General features: G+C 66.7%; 11 protein-coding genes. 8 read left to right on the forward strand and 3 right to left on the reverse strand.

All coding sequences use genetic code 11. The annotated features are described in order from the left end of the window. The first annotated feature begins 73 nt into the window (after positions 1-73). The 8 genes from ACOQOP_RS13285 (at position 74) to ACOQOP_RS13320 (ending at position 9,533) form a co-directional block, all read left to right on the forward strand. Positions 74-1,405 (forward strand): extracellular solute-binding protein, encoded by a 1,332-nt coding sequence (locus ACOQOP_RS13285; RefSeq protein WP_420562281.1) that lies wholly within the window; start codon positions 74-76, stop codon positions 1,403-1,405. A 78-nt stretch (positions 1,406-1,483) separates the two neighbouring features. Continuing rightward, positions 1,484-2,365 (forward strand): ABC transporter permease subunit, encoded by an 882-nt coding sequence (locus ACOQOP_RS13290; protein ID WP_420562282.1) that lies wholly within the window; start codon positions 1,484-1,486, stop codon positions 2,363-2,365. Positions 2,366-2,375: 10 nt separating this feature from the next. Next, complete coding sequence (locus ACOQOP_RS13295) at positions 2,376-3,302, forward strand: ABC transporter permease subunit (protein WP_420562283.1); 927 nt, start codon at positions 2,376-2,378, stop codon at positions 3,300-3,302. Between the two features lie 18 nt (positions 3,303-3,320). After that, positions 3,321-4,451 carry an ABC transporter ATP-binding protein gene (locus ACOQOP_RS13300; RefSeq protein WP_420562284.1) on the forward strand — a complete coding sequence of 377 codons (1,131 nt, stop codon included), beginning with the start codon at positions 3,321-3,323 and terminating at the stop codon, positions 4,449-4,451. Between the two features lie 215 nt (positions 4,452-4,666). Next, positions 4,667-6,697 (forward strand): ATP-binding protein, encoded by a 2,031-nt coding sequence (locus ACOQOP_RS13305; protein WP_420562285.1) that lies wholly within the window; start codon positions 4,667-4,669, stop codon positions 6,695-6,697. 10 nt (positions 6,698-6,707) lie between these two features. Next, positions 6,708-7,412 (forward strand): response regulator transcription factor, encoded by a 705-nt coding sequence (locus ACOQOP_RS13310; RefSeq protein WP_420562286.1) that lies wholly within the window; start codon positions 6,708-6,710, stop codon positions 7,410-7,412. 107 nt (positions 7,413-7,519) lie between these two features. Beyond that, positions 7,520-8,890, forward strand: coding sequence for a TRAP transporter large permease (locus ACOQOP_RS13315; RefSeq protein ID WP_420562287.1), 1,371 nt, complete (start codon positions 7,520-7,522; stop codon positions 8,888-8,890). A 13-nt stretch (positions 8,891-8,903) separates the two neighbouring features. Then, positions 8,904-9,533, forward strand: a complete 630-nt coding sequence (locus tag ACOQOP_RS13320) for a TRAP transporter small permease subunit (protein ID WP_420562288.1) — start codon at positions 8,904-8,906, stop codon at positions 9,531-9,533. Between the two features lie 225 nt (positions 9,534-9,758). Here the strand turns inward: ACOQOP_RS13320 and ACOQOP_RS13325 are convergent, their stop codons facing one another. From ACOQOP_RS13325 to ACOQOP_RS13335, 3 genes are all read right to left on the reverse strand, one after another. Beyond that, the gene (locus ACOQOP_RS13325; RefSeq protein ID WP_420562289.1) at positions 9,759-10,394 is read right to left on the reverse strand and encodes an NIPSNAP family protein; all 636 of its coding nucleotides are present in this window, start codon (positions 10,392-10,394) and stop codon (positions 9,759-9,761) included. Positions 10,395-10,502: 108 nt separating this feature from the next. Next, entirely contained in the window at positions 10,503-11,390 is an 888-nt protein-coding gene (locus tag ACOQOP_RS13330; protein WP_420562290.1) for a TauD/TfdA dioxygenase family protein, read from the reverse strand. Positions 11,391-11,511: 121 nt separating this feature from the next. After that, positions 11,512-12,057 carry a PAS domain-containing protein gene (locus tag ACOQOP_RS13335; protein ID WP_420562291.1) on the reverse strand — a complete coding sequence of 182 codons (546 nt, stop codon included), beginning with the start codon at positions 12,055-12,057 and terminating at the stop codon, positions 11,512-11,514. Between the last annotated feature and the right edge of the window lie 31 nt (positions 12,058-12,088).

A 12,088-nucleotide genomic window follows, 5' to 3' on the forward strand; every position in this document is an offset into this window, starting at 1 on the left:
ACGCCCACGGATCGGTGCGGGGGATGTCTTCCTGGCCGATGTCTTCCTGTTTTCATTCAGAAGGAGACGGCGCATGAGACTTCCCATGATTGCCGCGGCCGCGGGCTTCGCCGCCCTGGCGGCGAGCCCGGCTTCGGCCGAGCCCATCAAGTTCGAGTACTGGTACGGCCTGAGCGGTCATCTGGGCGAGGTCGTCCAGCAGACCTGCGACCGGTTCAACCAGTCCCAGAGCGAGTTCGAGATCGTCTGCGTCGGCCAGGACGGCTACGCCCAGGCGGTGCAGAACTCGATCGCCGCGTTCCGCGCCGGCAAGCACCCGACCATCGTCCAGGCCTATGACGCCGGTACCGCCGACCTGATGATGTCGGGCGAGTTCTACCCGGTGCAGAAGATGATGGCGGACTACAACATCACCATCGACTGGGACAATTATTTCCCCGGCATCTCGAACTACTACGCCTCCTCGAAGGGCGAGCTGTTCTCCATGCCGTTCAACTCCTCCACCGCCGTGATGTACTACAACATCGCCGATCTGAAGAAGGCGGGGGTGGAGACGCCGCCGGCGACCTGGGAGGAGTTCGGCGCCGACCTGGAGAAGCTGAAGGCCAGCGGCAAGGCCTGCCCGTTCGCCTATGCCCCGGACAGCTGGATCGATCTCGAGCAGTTCTCCATGGCGCACAACGTGCCGATCGCGACCAACAACAACGGCTATGACGGCCTCGACAGCGAGCTGGTGTTCAACACCACGGTTCACGTGCAGCACATGCAGAACCTGAAGCGCTGGAAGGACGACGGCCTGCTGCAGATCCGCACCTCCCAGGGCGGCCTGAACTCGCGCGACAGCTTCGCCCAGGGCGAGTGCTCGTTCTATTTCGGCTCGATCGCCAGCCACGCGACCGTGCATTCGGTGGCCAAGCCGGACCTGGAATGGTCGGTGGCGATGCTGCCGATCTACGAGGGCTACGAGCGCCACAACACCGTCGTGGGCGGCGCGTCGCTGTGGGTACTGTCGAAGAAGACGGAAGAGGAGTACCGCGGTGCCGCCGCCTATCTCTCCTTCCTCGCCACCCCGGAGAGCGAGCGCTTCTGGTCGTCCAACACCGGCTATATCCCGGTGACCAAGACCGGCTTCCAGAACCTGAAGGACAGCGGATTCTACGACAACCCGCCGTACAAGGGCCGCGAGATCGCCATCGAGTCGCTGACCTATACCGAGCCGGGACCGCTGACGCGCGGCATCCGCCTGGGCGGCTTCATCCAGGTCCGCAAGGAGTGGAGCGGCGAGATCGAGGCGGCCTTCGCCGACAAGAAGAGCATTCAGGAGGCCCTGGACGCGGCGGTCGAGCGCGGCAACGCGGCGATCACCAAGTTCGCCCGGCTCTACAAGGGCAAGTCCCTGCCCTGACCTCCCGAGACCGACACAGACGGCGGCCGTTCCACGCGGCCGCCGTTCCCTCTTTCCGAGATCGGGTGAGCAGCCGCCATGCGCCGAGCCTATTTCAAGAACAACTGGATCGCCGCCGCCGTGGTCGCCCCCCAGTTGCTCATCATCTTCGTGTTCTTCTACTGGCCGACCGCCCAGGCCCTGTACTGGGCCTTCACCCTCGAGCAGCCCTGGGGCGGCGGGAACCAGTGGGTCGGGCTGGAGAATTTCCAGACCATCATCGCGGACGAGTACTATTGGAACTCGGTCCTGGTCTCCATCGTCTTCGCCTTCTTCACCACCCTGCTGTCCATGGGCATGGCGCTGACCCTGGCACTCGCCGCCGACCGCCAGCTCGACGGCTACCGGTTCTACCGGGTCGGCCTGATCTGGCCCTATGCGGTGGCCGCCCCGGCCGTCGGCCTCGCCTTCCGGTTCATCTTCAATCCCTCCGCCGGCCTGCTGTCGCACCTGAACGCGATCTGGCCCGGCATCTGGGATCCGATCATGAACGGCGACCACGCGCTGGCCATGGTGATCTTCGCCGGGGCCTGGAAGCAGGTGGCCTACAACTTCATCTTCTTCCTCGCCGGGCTACAGGCGATCCCGCGCTCCCTGACCGAGGCCAGCGCCATGGACGGTGCCGGCGTGCTGCGCCGGGTGCGCGACCTCCAGCTTCCGCTGCTCGCACCCACCGCCTTCTTCCTGCTGGTCATCAACATCACCGACAGCTTCACCGACAGCTTCGGCATCGTCGACACCATGACCGCCGGCGGCCCGGCCCGGGCGACAGACCTGATGGTGTTCAAGATCTACGAGGACGGGTTCCGCGGCCTCGACTATTCGGGCGCGGCCGCCCAGTCGATCATCCTGATGCTGTTGGTCATGGGCCTCACCTTCATCCAGTTCCGCTACATCGAGCGGCGCGTCCACTACACCTGAGGGCGGGACCATGATCGAACGCGCGCGCGGCCTGAACATCGCCACCCAGATCATCCTGGCGGCCGGCCTGCTGACCCTGCTGGTGCCGCTCTACCTGACCTTCGTGGCGGCGACCCAGACCCTGCCCGAGGTGAACCGGGTGCCCCCGACCTTCCTGCCGGGCACCCACCTGTTCGACAACCTGGCCGAAGCCTGGGTGAAGTCGGATTTCGGGCAGAAGTTCCTCAACACTCTGATCCTCGCGACCGGCGTGGTGGTCGGCAAGATCACGGTCGCCGCCATCACCGCCTTCGGCATCGTCTTCTTCCAGCACCGGTTCCGGATGCTGATCTTCTGGCTGATCTTCATCACCCTGATGCTGCCGCTGGAGGTACGGATCGTGCCGACCTATGCGGTGGCGGCAAACGCGCTGTCGCCGTTCCAGCAGATCCTCGACCTGGTCGGCCTGACCTGGCTGATCAACACACTGACGGGTGTGGAGGTCGCGCTCGAGTGGAACCTTCTCAATTCCTACACCGGCCTGATCCTGCCGCTGATCGCCACGGCGACCGGCACGTTCCTGTACCGGCAGTTCTTCATGACGATCCCGGACGAGCTGGTTGAGGCCGCGCAGATGGACGGCGCCGGACCGCTGCGCTTCCTGTGGGAGGTGCTGATCCCGCTGTCGCGCACCAACATCGCCGCCCTGGCGACCATCATGTTCGTCTATTCCTGGAACCAGTATCTCTGGCCGCTGCTGATCATCACCGACCCGAGCTACGGCGTGGTGGCAGTCGAACTGGGCCAGCTCGTGCCCGACTCCAACACCACCGGCGGCGGCATCCCGCACTGGAACCTGGCCATGGCCGGCACCCTCATCGTCATGGTGCCGCCGGTCCTGGTCGTCATCTTCATGCAGCGCTGGTTCGTGCGCGGCCTCATCAACACCGACAAGTAGTCACTTAAGGAGAGCGGCATGGCCGATATCAGCATCCGCCGGGTCGAGAAATCCTATGGCGACACCCGGGTCGTCCACGGCGTCGACCTCGACATCCGCGACGGCGAGTTCGTCGTGATCCTGGGCCCGTCCGGCTGCGGCAAGTCCACCCTGCTGCGGATGATCGCCGGGCTGGAGGCGATTTCCGGCGGCGAGATCGCCATCGGTGGCCGGGTGGTCAACGAGCTGGAGCCGCGCCAGCGCGGCTGCGCCATGGTGTTCCAGAACTACGCCCTCTACCCGCACATGACCGTGGCGGAGAATATCGGCTACGCCCTGAAGATCGCGGGGATCGGCAAGGCGGAGCGTCGGGCGAAGGTACAGGCCGTGGCCGCCTCGATCGGCCTGTCCGACTATCTCGACCGCAAACCGGGCCAGCTCTCCGGCGGGCAGCGCCAGCGGGTCGCCATGGGCCGGGCGATGATCCGCGAGCCCAAGGTCTTCCTATTCGACGAGCCGCTGTCCAACCTGGACGCCAAGCTGCGGGTGCAGATGCGCCTGGAGATCCGCCACCTGCACCAGCGCCTGTCGGCCACCTCGGTCTTCGTGACCCACGACCAGATCGAGGCCATGACCTTGGCCGACCGGATGGTCGTCATGAACCAGGGAAACATCGAGCAGGTCGGTGCCCCGAACGACGTCTACGACCGCCCGGCCAGCACCTTCGTCGCCGGCTTCATCGGCTCGCCGCCGATGAACCTGCTGCCCGGAAAGGTGACCGAGAGCGGCCAGCATGTGGTGCTGTCCGACGGCCAGCACGTCCCCGTCCCCGCCGCCCTGACGCAGGCGCGAGCCGGCCAGCCGGTGACCCTGGGCATCCGGCCGGAGGACATCCGCCACGGCCCCGCCGCCGGCGGCTCCGGCCTGACCGCCAAGTTCGATTTCCTGGAGGAGCTCGGCATGGGCCGGCTGTTCCACGGCAGCCTGGGCGGTCGCGAGATCATCATGCACGCGACCGACAAGACCCCGCCGGTCTTCGGCACGGCCGTCGACATCGCCTTCGACCCGGCCCGCATCCATCTGTTCGAGGTGGACAGCGGCAAGCGGCTGGCGACCGGCGCCCTGCGGGCGGACAAGGAGCAGTGGTCCGGCTACAAGGCAACCGCCTGATCACACGCCGGGACACACTTCATACAGCCGCTCCGGGTGGACCGGGGCGGCCGTTCCCGCACCCCTTGCTGATCCTATTGAATAAAATTTTCTATAATTGTTTGATCTTTTTCATTTTTCCCGGATTCGGACTTCCCCCATGATATTCGGCAATACTGCCCCCTAGGAGTCGTGCGTCGGCGGAGCGATTTTTTCGCCGGCGCCTTGGATCGAGAGTGATCGCAACAGACCTGAAATGCGCCGCGCCCGGCCTGACTGGCGCGTGGGCGATCGGCATCCGTCAGGTCGCTGCGGCCATGCTCCTGCTCGTGGCCATGGCGGCTGCGGCGACCGTCCGGGCGGAGCCGGTCGTTTCGGTCGACGGTGCGCGGACGACGGTACCGCTTCTGCCGCGGGCCGAGCTTGTCGATCCGGACGGATCTCTGACCCCCGCCGAAGCGGCGCAGCGCCTTCGAGCGCCAGATGCAGAGATCCGGACCCGGAACATCAGCCGAGATTTCACCAAGGACGTGCTGTGGGCCCGCGTCACCCTCGACGTGGCGCCGGCCGCCGCCGGACGCTGGTATTTCAGCCTTGAACTGCCGAATTTCGACCGCCTGCAGGTCTTCGCCCTGCCGGCCGGCGGCGGGCCGCCGGTGCCGCTCTTCGACCTCGGCGACATGGTCCCACGGGTCACCGAGATCCGCAGCCGTTTCCACCTGGCCCCGCTGGCCCTGCCGGTCGGGACCACCGCCCTGCTGCTGCGCGGCGAGACCACCAGCACCATGACCCTGGACGTCAACCTGCGCAAACTCGGCCCGCTGCAGGAGGAAGAGAAGGATTTCTACGCGCTCCAGCTCTTCTATCTCGGCATCGCCACCGTGCTCGGTCTGGGAGCGCTCGGCCTCTTCGCCCATACCCGGCAGTGGATCTATCTGATCTACGTGGTCAACCTGGTCGCCCATTGCATGGTCTGGCTGCTGATCAACGGCACCGGGCCCGGATATCTCTGGCCCGACCTCGCTCAGACCCTGCATCTGACCCCGCAGGTGTTCGTGGCGGTCACCATCTTCGGCACCTCGGCCATCGCCTACCACTTCCTCGCCTCGGCGCGGCTGCCGGAGATCGCCCGACAGGTGCTGTATGCCTTCACGGTGTTCAACCTCGCGCTGTCGGCCATCGGGGTGGTGCTGCCGGCGAGCGGCACGATCTGGTACGCGCTGCTGGTCAGCAACCTGGTGCTGCCGGCCGGCGCGATCCTGCTGACCGTCACCGCGATCGCCCTCATCCGCGGTGATCGCACCGCCCTGGCGCTGATGCTCACCTGGGTCGCGCTGATCGCGGCGGTCGGACTCTCCTTCCTGCGCAATATCGGCCTGGTGCCGAACAACACCCTGACCCTGACCGGACCCCAGCTCGGCTCCGTGGTCGAGATGATCGTCTTCGCCTATATGCTGGTCAGGCGGTTCGGCCGGTTGCAGGCCGAGAAGGAGCAAGTCCAGCGCGAGGCCCTGGAGGCGGCCCGCCTCCACCGGGCCGAGCTGGAGCAGCGGGTCGCCGACCGGACGGCCGAACTGGACGAGGCGATCCGGCGCGAGCGCGATGCCCGCCGGCTGCAACAGCAGTTCGTCGCCATGGTCAGTCATGATTTCCGCACGCCGCTGGCCATCGTCGACGCCACCGCCCAGAACTTCGCCACCCGGGCGCCGGAGGATCTGGAACGCCTGGAGAAGATCCGGACCGCGACCGGCCGGCTGCGCCGCATGGTGGATGCCTGTCTGGTGGACGAGCGGGTGGCCGACGGGCAGATCCAGCTACAGCCCCGCGACGTCGACCTGAGCGGTCTGGTCGACAGTCTGGTGGAGCTGATGCGCCCGGCGGCGGACGGGCGGCGGGTGGTGGTCACGGTGCCGGACGACCCGGTGATGGCCAGCGTCGACCCGGGCCTGCTGGAGATGGCGGTCAGCAACATCCTGGAGAACGCGTTCAAATACGCGCCGAAGGGATCCACGGTCGAGGTCGCGGTCGCCGCGACGCCGGAAGGCGCGGAGATCGCCATCGCCGACGAAGGTCCCGGGGTGCCGGAGCAGGAGCGCGAGGAGATCTTCGCGCGGCATTACCGGTCAACGAATGCCGCCGGAATTGGTGGTTTGGGTATCGGTTTGCATCTGGTGCGCACGATCGTGGAAGCCCATTCTGGGTCCGTCGCCTGCAGCTCCACCCCGGCGGGCGGCAGCCGCTTCACGATCCGCCTGCCTGCCGCCTGAAAGTGCCGACATGACCTCTCCCCCCGAGGCCCCTCCCATCTCAGTCATCGTCGTTGAAGACGAAGCCCCGCTCCGCGAGGAGGTCGCGGCCTATCTGTCCGAAGCCGGCCTGGCCGTGCGCACGGCCGCGAACGGCGACGCGTTCTGGCAGCTCTATGAGGCCGAGGCGCCGGACGCCGTGGTCCTGGATCTCGGCCTGCCGGAGCAGGACGGCGTGGCGATCGCGACCGAGCTGCATCGGCGCGCTCCGAAGATCGGGCTGATCATGGCGACCGCCCGCGGTGCGACGGAGGACCGGATCCTCGGCTACGAGACCGGAGCCAACGTGTATCTGGTGAAGCCGGTCGATCTGGGCGAACTGCTTGCGGCGATTCGGGCGACCCTGCGGCGGTCCGGGCAGGGGTCCGAACCGACCGCCTGGCGGATCGACCTGACCGGCTGGAAGCTCGCCGATCCGGCCGGCCGCTCGATCCAGCTCACCCATGCCGAGACGATCCTGATGGACTGCCTGTCGGAGCGGCCGGGCGAGCCGGTCTCGCGCTATGAGATCGCCGAGCGGCTCGGCAAGACGGTGGACCTGCCCGACCACCGCTATGTCGACCAGACCGTCCGCCGGCTGCGCCGCAAGATCGAGGCGACCATGGAGGTGGAGGCTCCGATCCGCTCGGCCCATGCGGTCGGCTATTCCTTCATCGGGCCGATCGGGCGGGTCTGAGACCACCCGTTGCGGTCCGCATGCCGGACCGGGCGCGCGTAGCCGGTTGCCGGATCATGCGGGACCGGGCCTAATCCACGACGCCTGTCGTCGCCCCGGGAGCCCGCTTGACCGATCTGATCATCGATCTGCTGCCGCTCTTCATGTTCCTGACATTGATGGGCCTCGTCTTCACCAGCTACCCGATCGGGTTCGCGCTGGGCGGGACGGCGATCCTGTTCGGTTTCATCGGCATGGCGCTCGACGTGTTCTCCTACCCGGAGTTCTTCGTCTTCGTGCCCCGGGTGTGGAGCATCGCGGAGAACCTGCAGATCATCGCGGTGCCGCTCTTCGTGTTCATGGGCGTGATGCTGGAACGCTCGCGCATCGCCCAGGACCTGCTGGAGGCGCTGCAGCTCCTGCTTCGACCCGTACCCGGCGGCATGGCGCTGGCGGTGACGCTGATGGGCGTGATCTTCGCCGCCATCACCGGCGTGGTCGGCGCCTCGGTGATCATGCTCACCCTGATCGCCCTGCCGACCATGCTCAAGGCGGGATACCGGCCGTCCCTGGCGCTCGGCACCATCGCCGCCTCATCCACCCTCGGCATCCTCATCCCGCCCAGCATCCTGATCGTGTTCCTCAGCGAGATGATGCAGATCTCCTTCGGCTACCTGTTCGCCGCGGTGATCTGGCCGGGCCTGCTGCTGTCCGGCCTCTATCTGCTCTACATCGCCGGCTACGCCTTCCTGGTGAAGGGGGCCGCCCCGCGCCTGCCGCCACCGCCCGAGGACCGCGATCCGATGGAATTCTGGGGCGTGCTGGCGCGCGGGATCATCCCGCCGGCGATCCTGATCTTCCTGGTCATGGGCTCGGTGCTCTCCGGCCTTGCCACCATCACCGAGTCCGCCGCCGTCGGGGCGGGCGGCGCGCTGCTGCTGGCCTGGCTGCGGGGCAATCTCGGCGACGGCCGCCTGCGCGAGAGTCTGAGGCGCTCCGCGATGACGGTCGGCATGATCTTCGTGCTGTTCATCGGCGCCACCAGCTTCGCCTTCGTGTTCCGGATCCTGGGCGGCGACGAGATCGTGCTGCTGCTGATCGACGCGGCGAACCTAGACGCCTGGGGCATCCTGATCATGGTGATCGCGCTGATCTTCCTGATGGGGTTCTTCTTCGACGTGCTGGAGATCATGCTGATCGCCATCCCGATCTTCGGCCCGATCGTCGCTCCGCTGGATTTCGGCCCGCACATCGCCCAGGCCGACGTGCTCTACTGGTTCGCGGTGCTGGTGGCGATCACCCTGCAGACCTCGTTCCTCACGCCGCCGATGGGCCTGTCGCTGTTCTACATCAAGGGGGTGGCGCCGGCGTCGATCACCATGCGGCAGATCTATGTGGGCATCGTGCCCTTCGTGATCCTGCAGATGCTCTGCGTCGCCATCGTCATGGCGCAGCCGGAGCTGGTGACCGCCCTGCCCCACTGGCTGTTCATCGATTGAGGGAGGACGCGCCATGACAGCCAATACCGCCCCCTGGCGCCGCGTCCTGCGCGTGGCCGACGCGCTGGAGCGGCCGGTGGTCTGGGTCGGCGAGGCCGTGTCCTGGCTGTTCCTGCCCTTGATCGCCATCATCCTGTTCGACGCCCTGGCCCGCCGTTACCTGCGCAAGTTCGAGTTCGTGATGCAGAGCGACCTGCATTTCTACCTAAACTCGCCGGCACTGCAGGATGCCGAGTGGCATCTGCACGCGATCATCATGCTCTGCGCGCTCGGCTATGCCTGTGCCTGCAACGCCCATGTGCGGCTCGACATGCTGCGCGGCAGGCTGGGCGAGCGGGGCCGGCTCTGGGTGGAGCTGCTGGGCGGGCTGTTCCTGCTGCTGCCCTTCGTGGCGATCTTCACCGCCGACTGCTTCGACTTCTTCTGGATCGCCTGGGTACATGACGAGACGGCCGGCGAGACCAACGGCATCGGCGAGCGCTGGGTTATCAAGTCCTTCATGGTCCTGGGCCCGGGCCTGCTGCTGCTGGCGGGGCTGTCGGTGGTGATGCGCGTGGCGACCCGCCTCTTCGGCCCGCCGGAGCTGGCGCCGGAGACCCGGACCGAGGCGATCGCCAATCGCGATTTCTCCGCGTTCAACTGAGGGCGCCTCCCCATCTCCCTCTTCTTCACTCCCCGGATTTATTCCGGGGCCCACCCTTCCGCATCTCGGGCGGATGGGATCGCGCATGGCTCTACCGTGGGCCCCGGACTGAATCCGGGGAGTGAAGGAGAGAGGGTATTCGTTCAGAAGCGGCGTCCAAGAACGAAACACCCCCGGGAAGGTCCCGAGGGTGTCGCGTCTTTCAACCGGGGAGCATCGCCCCCCTCACTTCATCGGCGAATGGGCCGAGGGGAACCAGAGCACCGAGTGCATCTCCTCCAGGAAGCCGCCGGCCTCCTTAAGGAAGCTCTGCCAGGCCGGATCCTTCGCGCAGGCGTTGCGGGCCTCCATGCGGTGTTCGAAGCTGTCATAGACCCAGATATGGGAGACCTCGTTCGGCTGCCCCGCCTCGGTGAGGAAGATGCCGACATTCTTGGAGTATTTCTCGCGCGTCGGCTGGACCTCGAGGAAGTGCTGCAGCCACGGCTTCGCCTTGCCGACCTTGGTACGGTAGTAGCGGTACTCGTAGATGTGGCCCTCGCCCGACGGCGGCGCCAGCGGCTTCATCGGGTTCAGCAGGCGGATGTCCTGGCGCAGGATCAGCGGGCCGGCCTGGGTCAGGTACTTGTTCTTCCAGTCGGCGTTCTCGCCCAGGGCGGCGCGGCGCTCGGCCCGGTGATTGAGGTCGTTGTAGGACCACAGGTGGTGCACCTGGTTCAGGGCGCCGATCTCGGTCAACCAATAGCCTTCCAGCTTGCCGTACTCGTTGCCCCGGATCGGCCGGCCGACCTCGCCCGACAGGCGGGCCAGTTCCGGCGCCTTGCCGGCCGGCGTGGTGTAGGTGCGCAGTTCATAGATCATGCGGGTCTCCCTCCTCGTTCCGCGCGGGCTTCGGCCGGCGGCTTCTCAGTGCGTCATCATCGGATCGGTGACGGATGGCGAATACCGCCCAAAAATCGGCAAGTCTTCCTATTCCGCCGCGAGTGGCGGCACGGTCTCTTCCATCGTGTTGCACAGGCCATGGACGCGGGTCTGGCGCATCCGGCGGCGATAGGCGTCGGCGTCGTAGCCGGCCCCGCGGTGCAGCAGACAGCGGTTGTCCCAGATCACCAGGTCGCCCGGCTGCCAGCGGTGGCGGTAGATCGACTGCGGACGGGTCGCCTCCGCCAGCAGGGCGTCGAGCAGCACGCGGCTCTCGTCATGGCTCCAGCCTTCGATCTCCTTGGCGTGGGAGCCGATATAGATGTTGCGCGCCCCGGTGCGCGGATTGGCCCGGACCAGGCGCTGGCGCACCGGCGGCAGGGACGCCGCGTGGGATTCCGAGACCGGCGCGACCTTGGAGCGCGAGAAGACGTAGTCATGGATGCAGACCAGCGGATCGAGCCGGGCCTGCTCCTCCACGGACAGGCGGCCATAGGCGGCGCGGCCGCTGACGAACTCAGTCTCCCCACCCTGCTCGGGCACCTCATGGGCCGACATGATGGACACGAAGGTCGGCACCGAGCGGAACGAGGAATCGGAGTGCCAGAGGTTGTTGCCGGTCTGGAACACGGTGCGCTGGTGCGCGTTGCCGTATTTGGTGCCGTCCTCCATCACGTTGCCGATGGTGTGGAAATGCTCCACCTGCCCGGTCGTGCCGAGGGTGACGTGGTTCGCCTCCGGCTCGCCCAGCGCCCGGGTGAGGGCAAGCTGGTGGTCGTCCTGAAGGTGCTGGCCGGGGAAGACGAGAAACGAATAGGCGTCGATGGCGTCGCGGATCTCCTCGACCACGGCGTCGCTCAGCGGTTGCTTGAGATCGGGGCCGGTCAGGCGCGCGCCGAATTCGTCATGCACAGGGGCAATGCTAAAAGCCGTCATGGGTGCTCCTCCCTCGCGGGGTCCTCGTCGGGACACCCGTCATTGGTTGAAGCAAGCCTGGGCCAACACGGAACCGGCCGCAAGATACGGAGTGCCGCCGGACCGCGCGGGCCCGGCCGGTTCAGCCCAGGCGTCGGCCGCCGCCGACGGTCGGATCGGGCACCGGATCCAGGCTGAAGTAGAGCACGCCGATGGTCATCGCCGCGGCCTGGCCGCCGGCGGAAATCGGGCAATGGACGCTTTGGTAGGTGCGCCAGGACTTGTCCACCGCCCAGATCACGTGCCCGCGGCGGAACACCGGCCGACCCTCGCGCACCGGGCGATGGAAGGTGTCGAGCACCTTGTCCCGGGCACCGGCATAGTTGCTTTCCATCACCGTCTGACCGGTATAGTCGCGGTTGAGGAACCGGGTGATCGCGGTGCCGACCATGCGGTAGCGGAAATCGGCCCCGTTCTCGAGCATGTCCATGATGATCACGTGGCCGAACCAGGGCGCCAGTTCCTCGAACTCGAAATCGGCCCGGTCGGGATAGGCGCCCGCCCCGCGCTTGGCCTGCCAAAGCTGGGCAAAGCGGTCGACCATGGGGTGGTCGACGTGATCGACGACGTCCTCCGCCCCCGCATCGTCAAAGGAACCCGATCTCACCGGACGAATTAGCGATTTCATAGGCACTCCCGACCGTGGACGTCCCGTCGCG

Source organism: Thalassobaculum sp., from assembly GCF_965223715.1.
Classification (GTDB): Bacteria; Pseudomonadota; Alphaproteobacteria; order Thalassobaculales; family Thalassobaculaceae; genus Thalassobaculum.

Excerpts from the sequence above, each read along its gene's own strand:
- ACOQOP_RS13285 (WP_420562281.1), top strand. The coding sequence starts at position 74 with ATGAGACTTCCCATGATTGCCGCGGCCGCGGGCTTCGCCGCCCTGGCG.
- ACOQOP_RS13290 (WP_420562282.1), top strand. The coding sequence starts at position 1,484 with ATGCGCCGAGCCTATTTCAAGAACAACTGGATCGCCGCCGCCGTGGTC.
- ACOQOP_RS13295 (WP_420562283.1), top strand. The coding sequence starts at position 2,376 with ATGATCGAACGCGCGCGCGGCCTGAACATCGCCACCCAGATCATCCTG.
- ACOQOP_RS13300 (WP_420562284.1), top strand. The coding sequence starts at position 3,321 with ATGGCCGATATCAGCATCCGCCGGGTCGAGAAATCCTATGGCGACACC.
- ACOQOP_RS13310 (WP_420562286.1), top strand. The coding sequence starts at position 6,708 with ATGACCTCTCCCCCCGAGGCCCCTCCCATCTCAGTCATCGTCGTTGAA.
- ACOQOP_RS13320 (WP_420562288.1), top strand. The coding sequence starts at position 8,904 with ATGACAGCCAATACCGCCCCCTGGCGCCGCGTCCTGCGCGTGGCCGAC.
- ACOQOP_RS13325 (WP_420562289.1), bottom strand. The coding sequence starts at position 10,394 with ATGATCTATGAACTGCGCACCTACACCACGCCGGCCGGCAAGGCGCCG.
- ACOQOP_RS13330 (WP_420562290.1), bottom strand. The coding sequence starts at position 11,390 with ATGACGGCTTTTAGCATTGCCCCTGTGCATGACGAATTCGGCGCGCGC.
- ACOQOP_RS13335 (WP_420562291.1), bottom strand. The coding sequence starts at position 12,057 with ATGAAATCGCTAATTCGTCCGGTGAGATCGGGTTCCTTTGACGATGCG.